Source organism: Longimicrobium sp. (genome assembly GCA_036387335.1).
In the GTDB taxonomy this organism is placed as follows: domain Bacteria; phylum Gemmatimonadota; class Gemmatimonadetes; order Longimicrobiales; family Longimicrobiaceae; genus Longimicrobium.
Genome location: DASVTZ010000230.1, coordinates 32,824 through 51,618, shown reverse-complemented (window position 1 = coordinate 51,618; position 18,795 = coordinate 32,824). Strand labels below are relative to the sequence as shown.

Annotated in this window: 17 protein-coding genes; 7 read left to right on the top strand and 10 right to left on the bottom strand. The window is 70.8% G+C overall.

Annotated features, from left to right (window positions below; genetic code table 11):
• Positions 1 to 276: 276 nt before the first annotated feature.
• A complete protein-coding gene (locus VF647_23520; protein HEX8455068.1) occupies positions 277 to 1,071 on the bottom strand; it encodes an SDR family oxidoreductase in 795 nt (264 codons plus the stop codon).
• Between the two features lie 228 nt (positions 1,072 to 1,299).
• On the opposite strand from VF647_23520, the gene argC reads away from it, so the two are divergent.
• The 6 genes from argC (at position 1,300) to argH (ending at position 7,673) form a co-directional block, all read left to right on the top strand.
• Positions 1,300 to 2,289 (top strand): N-acetyl-gamma-glutamyl-phosphate reductase, encoded by a 990-nt coding sequence (argC, locus tag VF647_23515; GenBank protein HEX8455067.1) that lies wholly within the window; start codon positions 1,300 to 1,302, stop codon positions 2,287 to 2,289.
• Positions 2,286 to 3,071 (top strand): acetylglutamate kinase, encoded by a 786-nt coding sequence (argB, locus tag VF647_23510; GenBank protein ID HEX8455066.1) that lies wholly within the window; start codon positions 2,286 to 2,288, stop codon positions 3,069 to 3,071. Before argC ends, argB begins: the two co-directional genes overlap by 4 nt.
• On the top strand, positions 3,068 to 4,252 hold the full coding sequence (locus VF647_23505) for an acetylornithine transaminase (protein HEX8455065.1): 1,185 nt from the start codon (positions 3,068 to 3,070) through the stop codon (positions 4,250 to 4,252). The genes argB and VF647_23505 overlap by 4 nt, the downstream gene beginning before the upstream one ends.
• A complete protein-coding gene (locus VF647_23500; protein HEX8455064.1) occupies positions 4,252 to 4,791 on the top strand; it encodes an N-acetyltransferase in 540 nt (179 codons plus the stop codon). The genes VF647_23505 and VF647_23500 overlap by 1 nt, the downstream gene beginning before the upstream one ends.
• A gap of 115 nt (positions 4,792 to 4,906) precedes the next feature.
• Positions 4,907 to 6,160 carry an argininosuccinate synthase gene (locus VF647_23495; protein ID HEX8455063.1) on the top strand — a complete coding sequence of 418 codons (1,254 nt, stop codon included), beginning with the start codon at positions 4,907 to 4,909 and terminating at the stop codon, positions 6,158 to 6,160.
• A gap of 94 nt (positions 6,161 to 6,254) precedes the next feature.
• A complete protein-coding gene (gene argH, locus VF647_23490; GenBank protein HEX8455062.1) occupies positions 6,255 to 7,673 on the top strand; it encodes an argininosuccinate lyase in 1,419 nt (472 codons plus the stop codon).
• Between the two features lie 55 nt (positions 7,674 to 7,728).
• Here argH and VF647_23485 read toward each other — a convergent pair whose 3' ends face one another.
• Entirely contained in the window at positions 7,729 to 9,678 is a 1,950-nt protein-coding gene (locus VF647_23485; protein ID HEX8455061.1) for a di-heme-cytochrome C peroxidase, read from the bottom strand.
• A 282-nt stretch (positions 9,679 to 9,960) separates the two neighbouring features.
• Here VF647_23485 and VF647_23480 point away from each other — a divergent pair, with 282 nt between their 5' ends.
• Positions 9,961 to 10,962 (top strand): hypothetical protein, encoded by a 1,002-nt coding sequence (locus tag VF647_23480; protein HEX8455060.1) that lies wholly within the window; start codon positions 9,961 to 9,963, stop codon positions 10,960 to 10,962.
• Positions 10,963 to 11,025: 63 nt separating this feature from the next.
• Here VF647_23480 and VF647_23475 read toward each other — a convergent pair whose 3' ends face one another.
• The 8 genes from VF647_23475 to VF647_23440 all read right to left on the bottom strand — a co-directional run bounded on the left by VF647_23475 (position 11,026) and on the right by VF647_23440 (position 18,765).
• Positions 11,026 to 11,415 carry a type II toxin-antitoxin system VapC family toxin gene (locus VF647_23475; protein HEX8455059.1) on the bottom strand — a complete coding sequence of 130 codons (390 nt, stop codon included), beginning with the start codon at positions 11,413 to 11,415 and terminating at the stop codon, positions 11,026 to 11,028.
• Positions 11,405 to 11,650, bottom strand: a complete 246-nt coding sequence (locus tag VF647_23470; protein HEX8455058.1) for a hypothetical protein — start codon at positions 11,648 to 11,650, stop codon at positions 11,405 to 11,407. Before VF647_23470 ends, VF647_23475 begins: the two co-directional genes overlap by 11 nt.
• A gap of 109 nt (positions 11,651 to 11,759) precedes the next feature.
• The gene (locus VF647_23465; protein HEX8455057.1) at positions 11,760 to 12,149 is read right to left on the bottom strand and encodes a PIN domain-containing protein; all 390 of its coding nucleotides are present in this window, start codon (positions 12,147 to 12,149) and stop codon (positions 11,760 to 11,762) included.
• Entirely contained in the window at positions 12,139 to 12,363 is a 225-nt protein-coding gene (locus tag VF647_23460; GenBank protein HEX8455056.1) for a hypothetical protein, read from the bottom strand. The genes VF647_23465 and VF647_23460 overlap by 11 nt, the downstream gene beginning before the upstream one ends.
• A 79-nt stretch (positions 12,364 to 12,442) precedes the next feature.
• Positions 12,443 to 14,605 (bottom strand): EAL domain-containing protein, encoded by a 2,163-nt coding sequence (locus VF647_23455; protein HEX8455055.1) that lies wholly within the window; start codon positions 14,603 to 14,605, stop codon positions 12,443 to 12,445.
• A gap of 343 nt (positions 14,606 to 14,948) precedes the next feature.
• Positions 14,949 to 16,646: a M28 family peptidase gene (locus tag VF647_23450; protein ID HEX8455054.1), complete on the bottom strand. Its 1,698-nt coding sequence runs from the start codon at positions 16,644 to 16,646 to the stop codon at positions 14,949 to 14,951.
• Between the two features lie 141 nt (positions 16,647 to 16,787).
• Positions 16,788 to 17,240 (bottom strand): helix-turn-helix transcriptional regulator, encoded by a 453-nt coding sequence (locus tag VF647_23445; protein ID HEX8455053.1) that lies wholly within the window; start codon positions 17,238 to 17,240, stop codon positions 16,788 to 16,790.
• 319 nt (positions 17,241 to 17,559) lie between these two features.
• On the bottom strand, positions 17,560 to 18,765 hold the full coding sequence (locus tag VF647_23440; protein HEX8455052.1) for an amidohydrolase: 1,206 nt from the start codon (positions 18,763 to 18,765) through the stop codon (positions 17,560 to 17,562).
• Between the last annotated feature and the right edge of the window lie 30 nt (positions 18,766 to 18,795).

The following is an 18,795-nucleotide window of genomic DNA, read 5'->3' as shown; positions in this document are numbered from 1 at the left end:
GCGCAGGCTCGCTCCACCGCGTCCCGCATCGGTGGGCTTTCTCCCACGATGGCCTGGCCGCCGAGGGCCAGGAGCCCGTCCGTGCTTTCCGTTTCGCCGTCGCTCATCGCCCCTCGTGCCGGTGTTCCGTGCGGGTCGCCGCGCCCCGGGGCGGCAAGAAGCGCGCCCCCTGCGGCTTATTTACGTTGCGCCGCGAGGCGGGAGCAAGGATGTGGATCCGCGGAGTCGCGGGAGGTCCGCAAGTGCACGGCTCGCTAGGGGAAATCTTCGCTGCGGCTACCTCATCTTCTTCATGATCGTCTTGGCTGTGCGGATCACCATCCCGCGCGGCGAGACGCGCACCACGTAGGTGCTGAGGCGATTGACGAGGCCGGGGGTGATGGTGCGCTGGCCCCTTTCGAGCGCGCCTAGTGCGGCCTCGACCACCTGCCGCGGCGTGCGCAGCCCCACGGGGTTGTCGCCGAAGACGGTGCCGGCGACGTCCTGGAACTCCGTGGCGACCGGGCCGGGGTTCAGGGTGACGACGCGCACGCCCGCATCGCGGTTCTCCTCCGCCAGCGCTTCGGAGAGGGCGACCACGAAGGCCTTGCTCGCGGCGTACGCGGCCAGGTAGGGGATCGGCTGGTAGCCGGCGATGGAGGCGACGTTGACGATGCCGCCCTCTCCTCGCGGGCGCATATCGCGCACGGCGAAGTGCGCCAGCTCCAGCAGCGCCATGCAGTTGACGCGCACCATCTCCGTCTGGCGATCGGCGGGAAGCTCGTCGAAGCGGCCCTTGAGCCCGAAGCCGGCGTTGTTTACGAGCAGATGGAGCGGGCGGCCGTCGCTCGCCTCCAGCCAGAGGACGCCGGCCGCGCCGGGCTTCGCCAGGTCCACCGGCACGACGGCCGTCTCCACACCGTGCTCGGAGCGGAGGGCGGCGGCCAGCGCCTGCAGCCGGTCCTCGCGGCGCGCGGCGAGCACCAGGTTCATCCCTCGCGCCGCCAGCGCCCGCGCGAACTCCTCGCCGATGCCGGAGGATGCGCCCGTGACCAGCCCCCAGCGCCCGCGGTACTCCCACGCTCCACCCATCCCGCCCTCCCCGTCGTCGCGGCTGCATCGGCACCCTTTCGTGGGACGTTGCAAGAACTGGTGCGGGGCTGAGTTCTACCGAATGGCCTCACGCGGAGACGCGGAGCCGCGGAAGAGTTCGCGGAGTTCTCTCTGCGTCTCCGCGTCTCCGCGTGAGCCCTGCTGTTGCTGGTTGATTATGCATGTAACCGGTTGACCATTCAGGAAAACGGGATTATATTCGACGCAATGAATGGATTCTCGCGCGTCCGGGTTGGAATCCTGGGCGCAACCGGCTACGCGGGTCAGGAGGCGGTGCGGCTCCTGGCGAAGCATCAGGGGGCGACCCTCGCCCTCGCAAGCTCTCAGAGCGATGCGGGGGCGATGCTGTCCCGGGCGGTGCGCGGCGCTCCCGAGCTGGCGATGGTGCGGCTGGAGGATGCGGAGCTGGGCGGGTGCGACGTCGTCCTCTCCTGCCTTCCGCACGGCGAGTCCGCGCGCTGGGCCGAGCGGGCGCGCGAGGCGGGGGCGAAGGTGGTGGATCTCTCGGCCGACCTGCGCGTGCAGGGGCGCGAGACGCCGGAGTGGGCGCGCGGGGCGGTGTACGGCCTCCCCGAGCTGCACCGCGAGCGGATCCGCGGGGCGGACGTGGTCGCCAACCCGGGGTGCTATCCCACGGCCGCGCTCCTGGCGTTGGCGCCGCTGCTCTGCGCGGGGAACGTGGCCGGGCCGGTGATCGTCAACGCGGCGTCGGGGGTCACGGGGGCGGGGCGCTCGCCCAAGCGCGAGTACCTCTTCGCCGAGGTGGCGGAGGACTTCCGCGCCTACGGGCTGGGGAACACGCACCGCCACCTCGCCGAGATGCGCGACCAGGCGGCGCGGATGAACGGCGGCACGGCGCCCGAGCTCGTCTTCACGCCCCACCTCCTCCCGGTGCGACGCGGCATCCTGGAGACGATCTACGTCACCCTCCGCGAGCCGCTGGACGATCCGTTGGAGCTGTGGCGGTCCGCGTACGCCGCGGAGCCCTTTGTGGAAGTGATGGATCGGGCCCCCACGCTGGCGGACGTCGTCGGGAGCAACCGCGTCGCGATCGGGGTGACGGCGGTGGCTGGAGTCTCGGCGCCGATGCTGACGGTGGTGGCGGCGATCGACAACCTGGTCAAGGGCGCCGCCGGGCAGGCCATCCAGAACGTGAACCTGATGTTCGGGTTGGACGAGGCGGAGGGGCTGCTGTGAGCGTCTCGGTCATCAAGCTGGGCGGCAACGAGGTGGACGACCGCGAGTGGCTGGCGCGGCTGGCCGATGCGGTCGCCGCGCGCGCGGGTCGGGCGGTGCTGGTGCACGGCGGCGGCAAGGAGGTCACCGCCCTCCAGCGCGCCCTCGGCGCCGAGCCGGAGTGGCGCGACGGGCTGCGCGTGACCAGCGACGAGGGGATGCGCGCCGTCGCGATGGTTCTCTCCGGGCTCGTCAACAAGCGGATCGCCTCCGCGCTGCTGACGGCCGGCGTGGACGCGGTGGGGATCTCCGGCGAGGACGGTGCGCTGCTGGAGGCCGTCGTGGCGCGCGGCGGGGCGATGGGGCGCACCGGCGAGGTGCGGCGGGTCAGGAGCGCGCTCCTCCACGGCCTCCTCGCGCAGGGACTGGTGCCCGTGGTGTCGCCGGTGTCGCGCGGGCCGGACGGGCGGGCGATCAACGTCAACGCGGACGACGCGGCGGCGGCGGTGGCGGCGGCGATGGGAGCCGGCGAGCTCCTCTTCGTCTCCAACGTCCCCGGCGTGCTGGCGGGCGGCGAGGTGGTCGGCGCGATCGGCGCGGACGAGGTGGAGGCCCTGATCGCGGACGGCACGGCGGCGGGTGGGATGGCTCCCAAGCTCCGCGCGGCCGCGCGGGCGGCGGCGGGCGGGGTGGGGCGGGTGAGGATCGGGGGGGTGGAGATGCTGGGCGATGAGGCCGCGGGGACCCGCGTGCACGCCGCCCGGACGGAAGCGGGGGCGACCCCGGAGGGAGCGTGGAGATGACCACAGCGGCGATGTCCACCGGCAGCAGCGCGCTCCTGGGCGTGTACCGTCCGGCGGGGCCCGTCTTCGTGTCCGGCGATGGGTGCTGGCTGGTCTCCGAGGAGGGCGACCGCTTCCTTGACTTCACCAGCGGCATCGCGGTGAACGCCCTGGGCTACGGCGACCCCACGGTGGCCGATGCCATCCGCGCCGCGCTGGACGCCGGGGTGATCCACACCTCGAACCTCTTCCGCACGCGTCCCGCGGGTGAGCTGGCGGAGTGGCTGGTGGAGCACTCATTCGCGGACCGCGCCTTCTTCTGCAACTCCGGCGCGGAGGCCAACGAAGGCGCCCTCAAGTTCGCGCGCCGCTGGGCACGCGCCGAGGGCCACGAGGACCGCACCGACGTCATCGCCTTCCGCGGCTCCTTTCACGGGCGGACCATGGGCGCGCTCGCCGCGACCGACCGCCCCGCGTACCAGGCGCCCTTCCTCCCGCTGATGCCGGGGGTGCACTTCGCCTCGGTGGGCGACGTGGACGGCGTGCGGGCGCTGCTGGCCGGCGGGACGGTGACCGCCGTCATCATCGAGCCGGTGCAGGTGGAGGGTGGCGTCCTCCCGGTGCCGCCCGCCTTCCTCCAGGCGCTGCGCACGATGTGCTACGAGGCCGGCGCGCTGCTGATCTTCGACGAGGTGCAGGTGGGGCTGGGCCGCACGGGGACGCTCTGGGCGCACGAGCAGGCCGGCGTCACCCCCGACCTGATGACGCTGGCGAAGCCGCTGGCGGGCGGGCTGCCGATGGGCGCGGTGCTGCTGACCGAGCGCGTGGCGGCCGCGCTTCAGCCGGGGGACCACGGCACCACCTTTGGCGGCGGACCGCTGGTGGCGAGCGCCGCCCTGGCCGCCTGCCGCAAGCTCGGCGGCGCGGAGTTCATGGCCGAGGTGCGGCGCAAGTCGCACGAGCTGGCGAACGGGCTGGGCGCGCTGGCACTGAGCAACCGCAAGGTCCGCGACGTTCGCGGCGCGGGGATGGTGTGGGGCGTGGAAGTGGAGGGCAGTGCCGCCGACGTGGTGGCGCGCGCCCTGGAGGCCGGTCTGCTGCTCTGCACCGCGGGCACGAACGTGGTGCGCATCCTCCCGCCGCTGGTGGCCTCGGACGACGAGCTGCGGCGCGGGATCGACATCCTGGACGAGGTGCTGTGATGAACAACGCAGTGCGCAGTGCCGAGTGCCTGGTGCCCAGTGGCTACGGCCCGGCCGCGGTGCCCATCGACACCCAGGTCGTCGTGCGTCCAGCGCTCCTTCCGGACGTGGCGCAGATCGAGACGCTGATCAACGGCTTTGCCGACAAGCAGCTGATGCTGCACAAGACGACCGTGCAGCTCGCCCGCACCTTTCGCGAGTTCGTGGTTGCGCTGGACGGCTCCGGCAAGCTGCTGGGCTGCGCCGCGCTCCGCGTCTACACGCCGCAGCTCGCCGAGCTGGCCTCGCTGGCCGTCGACGAGTCCGCGCACGGCATGGGCGTCGGCCGCAAGCTCGTCGCCGCCGTCGAGGAAGAGGCCGCGCGCCACGGCATCGGCACCGTCTTCGCCCTGACGCTGCAGGACGTCTTCTTCCACAAGCAGGGCTACCGCACGGTCCCTAAGGAGATGTTCCCCCTCAAGGTCTGGGCGGACTGCCGTGGCTGCGCGAAGCTGGAGAAGTGCGATGAGATCGCGGTGGTGAAGGAGATCGAGTGCTGAGTGCTAAGTCCTAAGTGCTGAGTAACAGCGGTTCAGGACTTAGCACTTAGGACTTAGCACTTTCCGACGAACGAGCCGGAACCATCCGCGCTTACCCATACAGGAGACCGCCCCAATGCCCAAGCAAACCATCGTCCTCGCCTACTCCGGCGGACTCGACACCTCCATCATCGTGCCCTGGCTGCGCGAGAACTACGACGCCGAAGTCATCTGCGTGGCGGGCGACGTGGGGCAGGGGGACGAGCTGGAAGGGGTGCACGCCAAGGCGATCGCGTCCGGGGCGAAGGAGTGCTTCATCGAGGACCTGCGCGAGGAGTTCCTCACCGGCTTCGTGTGGCCCACGCTCCGCGCGGGGGCCATCTACAACCGCAAGTACCTCCTGGGCACCTCGATGGCGCGCCCCATCATCGCGCAACGCCAGGTGGCGGTGGCGCAGAAGATCGGCGCGAACGTCCTCTCGCACGGCTGCACGGGGAAGGGGAACGATCAGGTGCGCTTCGAGCTCACCTATGCCGCGCTCGCGCCGGAGATGAAGGTGATCGCCCCCTGGCGCGAGTGGAACATCCGCTCGCGTGAGGACGCGCTGGACTACGCGGCGCTGCACAACGTCGCCGTGACGGCCACGCGCGAGAAGATCTACTCCCGCGACCGCAACATCTGGCACGTGAGCCACGAGGGCGGCCCGCTGGAGGACCCCAACTACGAGCCGACCGAGGACCTCTTCCTCCTCACGCGCTCGCCCGAGGACGCGCCCGCGAAGGCGGAGTACGTCACGATCACCTTCGAGGCCGGCGACCCCGTGGCCGTCGACGGCGAGGCGCTGTCGCCGGTGGCGCTGCTGGAGCGGCTCAACGAGATCGGCGGGCTGCACGGCGTGGGGCGCATCGACCTGGTGGAGGACCGGCTGGTGGGGATGAAGAGCCGCGGTGTCTACGAGACCCCCGGCGGCACCCTCCTCTACGCCGCGCACTCGGAGCTGGAGCAGATGGTGCTGGACCGCCGCACGCTGGCGCTCAAGGACGCGCTCGCCCCGCGCTACGCGGACCTGGTGTACGAGGGCCGCTGGTGGACCACGGAGCGCGCGGCCATGGACGCGCTGGTGGACGTGACGCAGCAGCGCGTGACGGGCGACGTGCGCCTGAAGCTGTACCGGGGCACGCACACCATCGCGGGCCGCACCTCGCCCTACTCGCTGTACGACGAGCGCTTCGTGACCTTTGGCGAGGACGACGTCTACAACCAGGCGGACGCGGCGGGCTTCATCCGCCTCTACGGCCTCCCCATGCGCGTCGCCGCGCTGAAGGAGCAGCAGACGCCCGCGCCGCCGCTCGGCATCACGCGGCTGGCGGGGGATCTGGCGGCGGACTGAACGGATAGTGCGTGAGTGCGTGAGTGCGCTTACGACTCACGCGGCCCAACGCACTGACGCACTAACGCACTAACGCACTTCTGTCGAGGCACCGATGATCGCATCCGCCACCCACCCCGACGCTACGCCCAAGCCCAAGCCCAAGCTCTGGGGCGGCCGCTTCGCCGCGGAGCCGGCGCCGGAGATGGACCGGCTCAACCGCTCCCTCCCCGTGGACCTTCGCCTGTGGCGCGAGGACGTGGCGGGGAGCCAGGCGTGGGCCTCGGCCATCGCCGCGGCGGGGGTCGTCACGCACGCGGAGTGGCTGCGGCTGCAGGCGGGGCTGGATGCCGTGGCCGCCCGCCTGGAGGGGTGGTCCGCCGACGACTGGCGCGCCGCCCACGACGAGGACGTGCACTCCCTCGTCGAGCGCCTCCTGTACGAGGAGGCCGGCGACGTGGCGGGGAAGCTCCACACCGGCCGCTCGCGTAACGACCAGGTCGCCACCGACTCGCGCCTCTGGGCGATGGGCGCGGTGGCGCGGCTGGACGCGGCGGTGCGCGAGCTCCAGCGCGCCCTTCTGGAGCAGGCCGAGGCGCACCGCGGCACGGTGATGCCGTCGTACACGCACATGCAGCGCGCGCAGCCGGTCTCGGCGGCGCACTGGTTCCTGTCGCACGCGTGGCCGCTGGCGCGCGACCGCGAGCGGCTGGGGCAGGCGCGCGACCGCGTGGCCGTCCTTCCGCTCGGGTCCGGGGCCATTGCGGGGTGCCCGTTCCCCGTGGACCGCGTGCTCCTCAAGGAAACGCTCGGCTTCCACGCTGTTTCACCCAACTCCATCGATGCGGTGGCGGACCGCGATTGGGTGGCGGAGCTGCTGTTCGTGGGCGCCGCCGTGGGCATGCACCTGTCGCGGCTGGCAGAGGATCTGGTGGTGTTCGGATCGCAGGAGTGGGGCTTCGTGCGCTTCTCCGACCGCTTCAGCACCGGCTCGTCGCTGATGCCGCAGAAGCGCAACCCCGACGCCATGGAGCTGGCGCGCGGCAAGGCGGGGCGCCTCATCGGCAACCTGACCGGTATCCTCACCGTGCTGAAGGGGCTCCCCTCCGGCTACAACAAGGACCTGCAGGAAGACAAGGAAGCGCTCTTCGACACCTTCGACACGCTCGAATCGCTCCTCCCGGCCGTCGCGGGCACGGTGCGCACGCTGGAGCTGAACGCCGAGCGTTGCGCCGCCGCCGTCGACGCCGGGATGCTCGCGACCGACTTGGCCGACTTCCTGGTGCGCCGCGGGATGCCGTTCCGCGAGGCCCACGGCGCGGTCGGCCGCCTGGTGCGCACGGCCGAGGAGACGGGCTGCGCCGTGGACGAGCTGGACCGGGCGATCTTCCTCGAGGTGTCGCCGCACTTCGCGGACGCGGACTTCGCGCACCTCTTCTCCCCCGCCGCCTCGCTCGCCGCCCGCGCCGGCATCGGCGGCACCGCGCCCGACGCCGTGCGCGAGCAGATCGCGGCACTTCGCGCGCAGCTCTGAAGCGAGGGCAGACGAAAAGCGGGAGCCCCGGACCATCCGGGGCTCCCGCTTTTCGTTACCCGCCGGCCTGCGTTCCGTGCAGGCTGGGACAGCTCACGGCGCCCTGCTGCGGCGCGACGACGCCGGTGTAGGAGCCGAGCGTCTTCAGGTACTCCAGCAGGGCGAGCCGCGCCTCCTCCGGGAGGTCGGTGCCGTATTCGTGGCCGGTGTTCGCGTTGCCCACCACCTTTGTGTCGTACGTGGCCGAGCCCGGCTGCGCGGTGGTGACGTACCCCACCTTCACCGGATCGAACTCCGCGTGGCCCACGGGGAAGGTTGGGCTACGGCGCCCCACGGGGAGCAGCAGCTCGTACAGGCTGGGCACGGAGCCGTTGTGGAGGAACGGCGCCGTCGCCCATATGCCGCGCAGCGGGCGCGATCCGTACATCCGCGTGGTGCGCCACACCACCGCGCTGTCCGGTATCCCGTTCATCTCCGCCTGCTGTGATGCGGGCACCTTGAACGTCCGGTATGCCTGCGTCTTGAGGGCGTGCAGCACGGGGGCCACGGAGTCCGTGAACCTCCCGTTGCCGAGCGGGGTGGCGAAGTTGACCGCGCGCATCGAGTCGGTGCGGATCACCGCAAGCGGATAGCACGGGTCGCCGGCGGGCTTGTCCGCGTGGCACCCGGCGCAGCGCTGGCCGAAGAGCGGCGCACCCTGCCGCGCCTTCGCCGAGTCGATCGGGGGAAAGGCGGCCGGCCAGCCCGGTTCTGGAAGGAGGCGCGCCAGCTTTTCGAGCTGGTGGATGTGGACCGGATTCAGCGTGGAGCGCATCGAAGTCTTGTCGTACACGGCGCCCACGCCCAGCGCCTGCCCCAGGTTGCGCTCCATCACGGAGTTGGTGTTGGCGTCCCAGTGCAGCCACGCCTGCTGCCCGAATCCCCACAGGTGCGGGTAGCTGACGGGTGCGTTCGTCGGCACGGCCCTTTGCGGATAGATGCGGTTGCGCGCCACGCCGAACGCGTCCACCCGTCCCGGGCCGTCCGGCGGTCCCGACCCGCCCTTTTCGCCGCTGAGCCCGGTAAGGGTGGCCACGCGGTCGCGAAGCAGCCGCGCGACGACGAACGCCTCGGCCAGCGATCCCGATAGGGCTCTGCTTGCGGGCGGCGCCAGGCTCTGCAGCACCTCGGACTCGCGTGCGTCCAGCGACTCCCGGAAGCGGGACTCCGCCCTTCCACCTTCCACGTGCGAATACCGGGCGCGGAGCTGCTGGTTGGCGGGGTGCGTGCTGTCGAACGGGACCTTTTCGAGGTCTACGGCGGGAAAGCGGCTCTCATCGGCGCGAATCTCTTCTTCCAGCGCCGCGAGGAAAGCCTCCTCCTGCGGCGTGACGGTGTCGTCCGAAAGCGACTGGAGCGCCTGGGTGGCCGCGGGATCGCGGCTCCGCGGCAGGCGAAACGTCTCCGGTCCCGCCTTTGGGGCAGGCAGCCTCAACTGGTCATAGATGAACCGCAGCAGCGCCTTCGGATGCCGGATCGTATACCGGATGTTCCCGGCGAGCGCCGCCTTGAACCCGTCCGCGTCGAACCGGCTCGGGCCTCCATCGATGCGGATGCGCTTCCCCTGGTACGTGACCTCGTTCACGTGGCACGCGGAGCAGTTGAAGCCGAGCATCTGCACGCCGAGAAAGCGCGTGTCCACCGTTGGTCCAGCGGTGACGCCGACCGGAAGGCGGTACGCGTTCGCGGAATCGGCGATCAGGCCGAACCGCTCCGGGTTCTCCAGGAACGGCCGTCCCGTGCTCGAATCGCGGAGGGCCCTTACCCAATCCAGCGGAATCACCTCGCTGCCTTCCGTAAGGTGGTAGAACGTCTTCCGCTCCTGCGACGTCAGCGGGCGCGGCTCCGTCGAGCTCGGGGGGTCCGTTGTACCCGCTTCCGGCTCCTTGGTTTTTTGATCGCAGCCGGCCAGCAGCGCCATGATGCCCGCGCCAACCAGCGGTAACCAGTAGGATTTCGGCACCATGACGCGACTCCCGGTCCGGGTTGAGAGGACGTTCGCTCGTGACCTCCTGTAACATCGCGCGCTCCAAAAGACGCGTATGTGGCGCACATTGGGTGGAATATGGGCCGAATGCAAGCATTCTATTCGGATGCGGTCGGCCGATATGTGTCCGCTATGGAAACGTTTGGCGGACGTACACGCCCGGTTTCGCCGGTGAAGTGTCTCGTGGGGGCGGTTCGGCGCGCGTGAGATTTGCACCTCCCGCGCGTCTCGAACTTCGCCGCACCGCAACCACCTGCGCCCATGACCGACCCGCGCGCCATCCTGCCTGACCCACGCCTCACGGCGCGGATTCTACGCACCGCGCCGCTCCTGTACACGGAGGGCGCGGACGCCGAGCTGGACCGGCCGGCCCACGTGCGCGCGGGCTCGGGGATGGCGTGGGTGGGCGAGCGGCTGGCGGTGGTGCAGGACGATGCCGCGTTTCTCGCGCTCGTCGATCCCGCCACCATGGAGGTGCGGGCGATCGCGCTGGAGGCGGCGGAGGGCGGGGTGCGCCAGTTTGGCGACGAGCGCGGCAACAAGCACCTCAAGGCGGACCTGGAGGCGTGCGTCACCGTGCCGCACGATGGCGCCGAGGTGCTTCTCGCATTCGGCTCCGGCTCGACCGGGAAGCGCGAGCGCGTGCTGGTGGCGCGCCGCCTGAACACCGCCGAGCCCGCGGTGGAGATGGTGGATGCATCCTCGCTCTACGCCCTGCTCCGCGCGGAGCGGCGCTTCAGCGGGAGCGAGATGAACATCGAGGGCGCCGCGCTGGTCGGGAGCGTGGTGCGCCTCTTCAACCGTGGCAACGGCGCCGCGCGCGATGGGCTCCAGCCGGTCGATGCGTCCTGCGACCTCCCGCTGGCCGCGCTTCTCGCCTACCTGGGCGACCCTTCCAGCCCGCCGCCCGCCCCGGCTAACGTGGTCCAGCACCACCTCGACGCCATCGACAGCCTCCGCCTGGGCTTCACCGACGCGACGGCGCGCGGCGGCACCGTGTACTTCAGCGCCGCCGCGGAGGACTCACCCGACGCCACCCGCGACGGCCGCGTGGCCGGCTCGGTGCTCGGTGTTCTGGACGATGAGGGAGGCCGCTGGACGCTGCTCGTGGACGCCGCGGGCGCGCCCTTTGACGGCAAGGTGGAGGGAATCGCCTTCTGGCGCGACCACACCCACCGCCTCTGGGCCGTCGTCGACGCCGACGATCCCCAGCGACCATCGGAGCTGTGCGAGATCGAGCTGATCGGCGATTGGCCGGCGTAAAAAGCAGAGGCCGCCGGACGGCGGCCTCGCGCCCGGTCGCCGAAGCAATCCGGGGGGTAGGCACTACCAGGACAGCAGTGGCAGCGCGTCAACTTGTCGGAAGTGCGCGTCCTTCGTCGCAACGGCAAGGTCGTGCTGCTGCGCCAGGGCGGCGATCCAGATGTCGTTTTCAGGAATCGGCTTCCCTCGTCGCCGCAACGTGCCCCTGATCCCGCCGTAGTGTCGCGCGGTTTCCAGGTCGCACGGGAGGAGGTTGCTGCGGGACGCGAATTCCTCAGCCTTCGCCATTTGGGCTTCGCGCCGGTCCGACACCTCAGCGCCGTGGAACAGCTCCCCCATCACAGTCGCGGGGACGTACACCTGCTCAGCCGCCGTCACCACGCTTTGAGCGGCCTGACTGCCCCTGAGCAGGTCGATGACGAAGTTCGTATCGAGGAGGATCTTACCGACCATCCAGATCTACCTTCCAGCCTGCCAGATCGACCCTCTCACATCCTTCTTCTATCGCCCTGCTGATCTCATCGGCTTCTTCATCGGTCCAGATCCCCGCGAACCGCAGCAAATCGCTCCCCGGCTTCAACCCGATCGGTTCCCCGCTGATCTGGCGGATGTAGCCCAGCACTCGATCCTGTTCCGCGGGAGTGAGTGCCGCCAGCCGCTCGTGGATCTCCTTCTCCTGCGTCGTCATCCCCCCCCGTTGCAAGTCTCCTCGCGCAAACCCATCCTGAAGGAAAAATACCGCGCAGATGCGAAACGGGTTCCCCGTCACCAGCACTGCCCGACGGCGAGCCGATTACTTACCACGACAGCAGGGGAAGCGCGTCGACCTCGCGGAAGTGCGCGTCCTTGGTCGCGACGGCGAGTTCGTGCTGCTGCGCCAGGGCGGCGATCCAGATATCGTTGTCGGGGATGGGCCGGCCGCGGAGCCTGAGGGTGCCCTTGATTCCGCCGTAGTGGCGCGCGGTTTCCAGGTCACAGGGAAGGAGTTTTCTGCGGGCTGCGAATTCCTCGGCCTCCGCCATTCTGGCTTCGCGGCGAGTCGATATTTCGGCGCCATGGAACAGCTCGCCCATCGCGATCGCGGGGACGAACACCTCCTCGGCGGCGGCCAATAGGCCCTCCGCAGCCCGATCCCCCTTGAACAGGTCGACGATGAAGTTGGAGTCGAGGAGGATTTTACCAACCATCTGGATTCACCTTCTCACACCCGTCTTCGATCGCCCTGCTGATCTCATCCGCCTCTTCCTCGGTCCAGATCCCCGCGAACCGCAACAGGTTGCGCCCCGGTTCCCCCCGGCGTGGTTCGCCGCTCAGCTCCCGGATGTAATCCAGCACCCGATCCTGTTCGTCGGGAGTGAGTGCCGCCAGCCGCTCGTGGATCTCCTTCTCTCGTGGTGCCATCCCCACCCCCCGGTTTCAAGTCGCGTCACGCAAACGATCGTAAAACCAGATACCGCGCGAAGCGAATCAGGTTCGCGGCTCACCAGCACTGGTCGGCGGCGAGGAAGGTTCCGGCGGCGGCTTCGTCGAGAGGGGGGGAGAAGAGGTAGCCCTGGGCGTACTGGCAGCCCAGGCGGCGCAGGTCGGCGAGGGTGTCTTCGCGCTCCACTCCTTCGGTGACGACGGCGACGCCCAGCGCGTGCGCCATGGCCACGATGGTGCGCACCAGGTGCGGGCTCTCGGCGCCGGCGTCGGGGCCCAGGAAGGAGCGGTCGATCTTGATGGCGTCCAGCGGGATGCGGTGCAGGTACGAGAGCGACGAGTACCCCGTGCCGAAGTCGTCCAGGTAGAGCTGCACCCCGAACTCCTTGAGGCGGCGCATGGTCTCCGCGACCTCGGAGGTGAGCTGGAGGACGATGCTCTCGGTGATCTCCAGCTTCAGCGTGCCCGGCTCGATCCCGGAGCGGCGCAGCGCCTCGCCCACCTTCGCCGCCACGTCGGAGTGGGTGAACTGGCGCGCGGAGAGGTTCACCGCCATCGTCAGGCGCTCGCACCCCGGCCGGTCCTGCCAGCGCCGCAGCGTCGCGCACGCCTGCTCCAGCACGTACAGCCCCAGCGGGAGGATCAGCCCCGTCTCCTCGGCCAGGGGGATGAAGACGTCGGGGAGGACCGTGCCGCGCTCCGGGTGCTCCCACCGCACCAGCGCCTCGAAGCCCGCGATGCGCCCCGTCTCCAGCGACACCACCGGCTGGTAGTGGACGGTGAGCTCGTCGCGCTCCAGCGCGCGGCGCAGGTCGCCCTCGAGGCGCAGGCGGTCCATCGCGTGGCCGTGCATCTCCAGGTCGAACACCTGGTACTGGCCCTGGTCGCGGTCCTTGGCGCGGTACATGGCGATGGCGGCGTCGCGCAGCACGTCCTCGGACTTGGCGTAGCCCGTCATCGACAGCGCGATCCCCACGCTGGCGCCGGTGAACACCTCGCCGCCGGAGAGGTGGAAGGGGGCCGAGAGCGCCGCCTGCACGCCCTGGGCTACGCGTACCGCGTCGGCCACGCCCTCGGCGCCGTCCAGCAGGATGGCGAACTCGTCGCCGGCCATGCGCGCGAGCATGGAGTCGGGGCGGATGCACTCGCGGATCCGTTCGGCGACGGCGCAGAGAAGCTCGTCGCCCGCCTCGCGGCCCATGCCGTCGTTGACGCGCTTGAAGCGGTCCAGCCCCGCCACCATCACCGCGAAGGCGCCGTCGCCGCGCTGCGCGCGCTCCACGGCCAGGTCCAGGCGGTGGATCAGGAGACCGCGGTTGGGAAGGCCGGTGAGCTGGTCGTAGAAGGCGTTGTGGAGGAGCTTGCGCTCCAGCGCCTTGCGCTGTGTGAGATCTTCGCAGCAGGTGACGAGGCCGGCCGGGCGTCCGCGCGAGTCCAGCACCACGTCCGAGCGCAGGAGCACGGGGAAGGGGGTGCCGTCCTTCCGCAGGTTCACCGTCTCGCGGCTCCAGCTCACCACGCCGTCCGTCTCGCGGGCCTGGAAGGGCTGGTGGCGGTCCTGCGGGGCGAAGATGCGGGCGTGCTTGCCGCGCAATTCCTCGACGGTGTAGCCGTGGATGCGCGCCTCGGCGGGGTTGGTGTAGAGGATGCGCCCTTCCAGGTCGGTGATGGTGATGCCGACCTGCATCGTCTCCACCGCCTTCTCCAGCACGCGCAGCGACATGCGCCCGCGCGCGGTCCCCAGCGCCCCCACGAAGCCGGCCGCCGCGCGCTCCATACCCGCGCCGGGCAGGGCGTGCGCCACCAGCTCCGCCACCCCGGCGAGCGTCGAGACGTCGTCGTCGGTCCAGCTGCGCGGGCGCGAGTCCACCACGCACAGCGATCCCGCCGTGTCGCCGTCGGCGGTGCGGATGGGGACGCCCAGGTAGCCGCCCTCGCCCAGCCACAGGCCCGGGTCCTCGTCCACGTACTCGTGCGTGCGCGCGTCGGTGATGCGCAGCGGGCGCCCCTCGGCCACCACGTGCCCGCACAGCGTGCGCGCGAGCGGGGCCTCGCGCCGGGTCCGCCACGCGTCGTCGTCGCCGGTGCCCGCGGACACGGTCGTGCCGTCCGCCAGCGTGAGGAAGGCGGCGGGTGCCTCCACCAGGCGGGTAGCGAGGCGTACCAGGCGCGCGAGATCGGCGCCTGGGATGACCGTTCGGGATGGGGAGGCGAGGCTCACGGGCGCTCGGCGGCCAGAGTGTCGCCGCTGGTGCGGCGTGCGGTCGTGCGGGGCAGATGTGCGGGACAGGGATAGTAATACGCCCTATACCGCTCCGGAAGTGTCATGAGTCACATCATCGCCCCCGATGCATGTGCGTGACGCACATCCCGCTCCCATCGTCACGAATCCGCTCTGAATAGGCCAGCGCGAATCGGAATGAACGCGGCTCATACGCTTTGGCGCTGACAAGGGGGCATCGTCGCGCGCAACAACGTGTTAGGCGCAGCGAGCGGCTCCCCTTTGCCTCACGCGGAGGCGCGGAGACGCGAAGAGAGCTCGCGTCCCGCGCCGACAAGGTGCGCTACTGGCGGCAGGGAGCGTTGGGGTCCTGCTTCGGACCGTCCACCACCAGCCGCGCGGGGCGGTTCGCCACGGCGAACGCAATGTCGCGTACGAAGCCGGCCACGCGCGCCAGCCCGTCGTAGTCGATGTACTGCGGCTCATCCCCAACCTGGTGGTAATCCACGTGGTAGCCGCGCGAAAAGTAGGTGATGGGGATGCCGTAACGCGCGTACATGAAGTGGTCGCTGCGGCAATACCGGTTCAGCGGATGACGGGGCGCGTCGAATGAGTAGTCGATCGACATCCGCTCCGTGCGTGCGGCGTTCAGCGAATCGATGGTGGCGCCGAGCTGCGTGGAGAGGCGGCGCGACCCGATCAGCTGGATGTAACGCGGCCCTCCGCCCCGGATGTCCTCCGCCCGGCCGCGCCCCACCATGTCCATGTTCAGCGCCGCCACGATGGAGCCGAGCGGCACGGTGGGATGATCGGTGAAGTGCTGCGAGCCGTACAGCCCCGCCTCCTCCGCCGTGTGCGACACGAAGAGGATCGACCGCCGCGGCCGCGGCGCGGACGCCATCGCTTCCGCGATCTCCAGCAGCGCGACCGTGCCGCTGCCGTCGTCGTCCGCGCCGTTGAAGATGGAGTCGAGCCGCGTGCCGCCGTGCGCGCGGCGCATGCTGTCCGCCAGCGCGCGGATGCGGGACGCCTGCGCCGGCGTCGACGTGCCGGTGGGATCGTTGGCCCCTTGGGGACGCATCACGCGGTTGTAGGCGCGCACCGAGTCGTGGTCCAGCGGCACCGCCGCGCGCCCGACGTGGTCGTTGTGCGCGCTGATGACCACGTACTCGTTGCGCAGCCGCGGGTCGCTCCCGCGCAGCACGGCGACGACGTTGCGGGAGGGTGCCTCCATCGGCCGGGGCGCGAAGGAGAAGGCGCCGGTGATCGTGCGCCCCGCCGCTCCCGGCCGCAGCCCGGCGGGCGCCGCGCCCAGCATGCGCTCCGCCACCGCCGCCGTCACCAGCATCCCCGGCGCGCCCGCCGCGGGTGCCGCCTCGGGATCGACGAGCTCGGACTGCTCCGCCTGCACGTATTCCAGGATCGACGGTGGCGAGATGTCCAGCGACGCGATGGCGACGGCGGCCGCGGCGGGGTACGGGTTGGTGCTCTGCGTGCGCCAGAAACGGTACTCGCCCCGCCCGTTCGCCCCGGACGGCGGAAGGAGGACGACGACCTTGCCGCGCGACTCCGCCTCGGGGATCATCTCGCCCCCGATCCGCCCGCCGAACACCACCTGCCTGCCCCGCGCGGCGAGGGTTGGGGCGAAGGGGAAGACGCCCTCCGTCGTGGGAAGCGGCGCCCAATCGGTCCACAGGCGCAGCGCGGAGCCGTCCACCGAGAGGGCAGCGCCGGGGTTCAGTCCTTTGCGCACCAGCGGGATCGTCTGGAAGAAGGTGCCGTTGTCGCCCATCGGCTCCAGCCCCGCACGGCGCAGCTCGGCGGCGATGAACTCGGTGGCCATCACGTTGCCGCGCTCGCCGGACTGGCGTCCCTTCATGGAGTCGTCGGCCAGCACGTACAGCCGCGTGCGGGCGTCCTCCACGCGGATCGGCCCGGCGGTGGGGCGGGCGGTGTGGGTGCGCGGCCCATCCTGCGCGGCGAGCGGCGCTGCGGTGATCGCGGCCAGGACCAGGAGTTGTGCGATGCGATGCTGGGTCACGACACGTATCGGTTCGGGGTGTGGAGGGAAAAGCATCACACAGAGTGCGCAGAGGGAACTACAAGCCAGGGAGAACTTCCTTTTGCTGTTCTCTCTGTGGCTCTGTGGCTCTGTGTGAGTCCTGCCGTTTTCTTTGGCGAGTCACTCGCCGGTGTTCTTCTTTGCGCGGGTGCTCTTTCGTGCGGGTGCTTTCTTCGCGGTCTTGCGAGGGCGCACCTCGGCTGAGACTTCGACCGACGCGCTCAGCGCAGGCTGCGAGCGGCGCGCGGCCCGTTCGACGACTTCGCGCGCCTCCACCAGGAGCGCCTCCATCCGCAGCAGGATTCCCTGCAGCTCTGCCGCCTCCCCCGGGGGAAGGTGTTCCGTGTCTTCCTGCTGGTGGAACACGAGAACATCGACCAGCCCCATGGTGGCGAGGCGGGTGAGCACGTTGCGGTCGGGTTGCTCCTCGCCGCTTTCCCAGCGGCGCACCGTCTCCTCGCCACCCTCCAGGCCGAGCTGCTCCGCCAGCGACGCCTGGCTCAGCCTCAGCCGCCCGCGAATCCCGCGGATCATCTGCCCGATCAGGTGCTTCGGAAGGAGTCTGAGGTTCATGGCTTCGCCTGCCGACTGGTGTGGATTCGCGCCGTCCTCGCCCCGACGGACGCAAGCGGGGGGCCGGGGCGCGGCCACGCTCTCGGTGCGTGGCGGCACGGTGCGTCGCCGGGGAGGGCACGGGCAGCCACGCGGGGCGGCCCCTACGAAGGATTTGGGGTGCGGAGGGCGGGGATCGCGGCGGGGGCAAGGGCGGGCAGACACGCAGGTCTGCCCCTACGAAATTTGTGTGCTGCGCGGTGGCCGAGACGCGCGGAGGGTGGGCGCGATGAATCGCGCCCCTACAAGGGCATTGGCGCGGCGCACGGAGTTCTCCCCCTCACCCGCCCTGCGCCCCCGCAGGCGGGGGAGGGGGCCGGGGGGAGGGGGCACTCAACACCCGCCGCGCCGCGCGCTCCAGCACGTCCACCGCCACGGGCAGCGCATCCTCGCAGAGGTCGAAGCGGGGGGAGTGGTGCGGGTGGACGGCGCCGCGCGCCTCGTTGCGCGCGCCCACGAAGAAGTAGCAGCCGGGCACGCGCAGCAGGAACTCGCCGAAGTCCTCCGAGGCCATCGTGCGCACGTCCGGGTCGGTGCGCACGCGCCCGGCGCCGACCGCCTCCTCGGCGGCGAGACGCACGGCTTCGGCGAGCGCGGGGTCGTTGATGGTGGGCGGGGTGTCCTGCACGTAGTCGAAGCTGTACTCCGCGCCCAGTGCGGAGCAGACGCCGGCCACCACGCGCTCGATGCGGCGCGGAAGCTCGGCGCAGGCGTCCACGTCGAAGGCGCGCACGGTGCCGGTGAGGCGCGCCGTGTCCGCGATCACGTTCTGCGCGGTGCCGGCCTGGAAGGTCCCCACCGACACCACCGCCGAATCGAGCGGCGACACGTTGCGCGATACGATGCTCTGCAGCGCGACGACCACCTGGCTCCCCACCATCACGGCGTCGATCGTCTCGTGCGGGAGGGCGCCGTGCCCGCCGCGCCCGCGGAGGGTGATCTCGAACGACCCCGCCGACGCCATGAACGGCCCCGGCACCACGCCCACAACGCCGCTCTCCATCCCCAGCCAGACGTGCAGCCCCAGCGCGGCGTCCACCCCCTCCAGCACCCCCTCCTCCACCATCCGCAGCGCGCCGCCGCCTCCCTCCTCGGCGGGCTGGAAGACGTAGCGCACGGTGCCGCCCCACTCGTCGCGCGTGCGCGCCAGCCTCTCCGCCACGGCCAGCCCAATGGCGACGTGCGCATCGTGCCCGCATGCGTGCATTACCCCCGCGTGCGTAGAGATGAAGTCGTGCGCGCACTCCTCCTCGATGGGGAGCGCGTCCATGTCCGCGCGCAGCAGGAGCGTGGGCCCCTCGCCCGCGCCCCCGCGCAGCGTGCCGACCACGCCCGTCTCGGCTACTCCGGTCTTCACCTCGTAGCCCGCGGCGTGCAGACGCTCCGCGACGATCCCGGCCGTGCGATGCTCCTGGAAGCCGAGCTCCGGGTGCCGGTGAAGGTCGCGCCGGGTGCGGATGAGGAGGTCGTGCTCTGTGGTGGCCATCGAAACGGGTGCGTGAGTGCGTGAGCGCTG

Excerpts from the sequence above, each read along its gene's own strand:
- VF647_23520 (HEX8455068.1), bottom strand. The coding sequence starts at position 1,071 with ATGGGTGGAGCGTGGGAGTACCGCGGGCGCTGGGGGCTGGTCACGGGC.
- argC (HEX8455067.1), top strand. The coding sequence starts at position 1,300 with ATGAATGGATTCTCGCGCGTCCGGGTTGGAATCCTGGGCGCAACCGGC.
- VF647_23505 (HEX8455065.1), top strand. The coding sequence starts at position 3,068 with ATGACCACAGCGGCGATGTCCACCGGCAGCAGCGCGCTCCTGGGCGTG.
- VF647_23500 (HEX8455064.1), top strand. The coding sequence starts at position 4,252 with ATGAACAACGCAGTGCGCAGTGCCGAGTGCCTGGTGCCCAGTGGCTAC.
- VF647_23495 (HEX8455063.1), top strand. The coding sequence starts at position 4,907 with ATGCCCAAGCAAACCATCGTCCTCGCCTACTCCGGCGGACTCGACACC.
- argH (HEX8455062.1), top strand. The coding sequence starts at position 6,255 with ATGATCGCATCCGCCACCCACCCCGACGCTACGCCCAAGCCCAAGCCC.
- VF647_23485 (HEX8455061.1), bottom strand. The coding sequence starts at position 9,678 with ATGGTGCCGAAATCCTACTGGTTACCGCTGGTTGGCGCGGGCATCATG.
- VF647_23480 (HEX8455060.1), top strand. The coding sequence starts at position 9,961 with ATGACCGACCCGCGCGCCATCCTGCCTGACCCACGCCTCACGGCGCGG.
- VF647_23475 (HEX8455059.1), bottom strand. The coding sequence starts at position 11,415 with ATGGTCGGTAAGATCCTCCTCGATACGAACTTCGTCATCGACCTGCTC.
- VF647_23470 (HEX8455058.1), bottom strand. The coding sequence starts at position 11,650 with ATGACGACGCAGGAGAAGGAGATCCACGAGCGGCTGGCGGCACTCACT.
- VF647_23465 (HEX8455057.1), bottom strand. The coding sequence starts at position 12,149 with ATGGTTGGTAAAATCCTCCTCGACTCCAACTTCATCGTCGACCTGTTC.
- VF647_23460 (HEX8455056.1), bottom strand. The coding sequence starts at position 12,363 with ATGGCACCACGAGAGAAGGAGATCCACGAGCGGCTGGCGGCACTCACT.
- VF647_23445 (HEX8455053.1), bottom strand. The coding sequence starts at position 17,240 with ATGAACCTCAGACTCCTTCCGAAGCACCTGATCGGGCAGATGATCCGC.
- VF647_23440 (HEX8455052.1), bottom strand. The coding sequence starts at position 18,765 with ATGGCCACCACAGAGCACGACCTCCTCATCCGCACCCGGCGCGACCTT.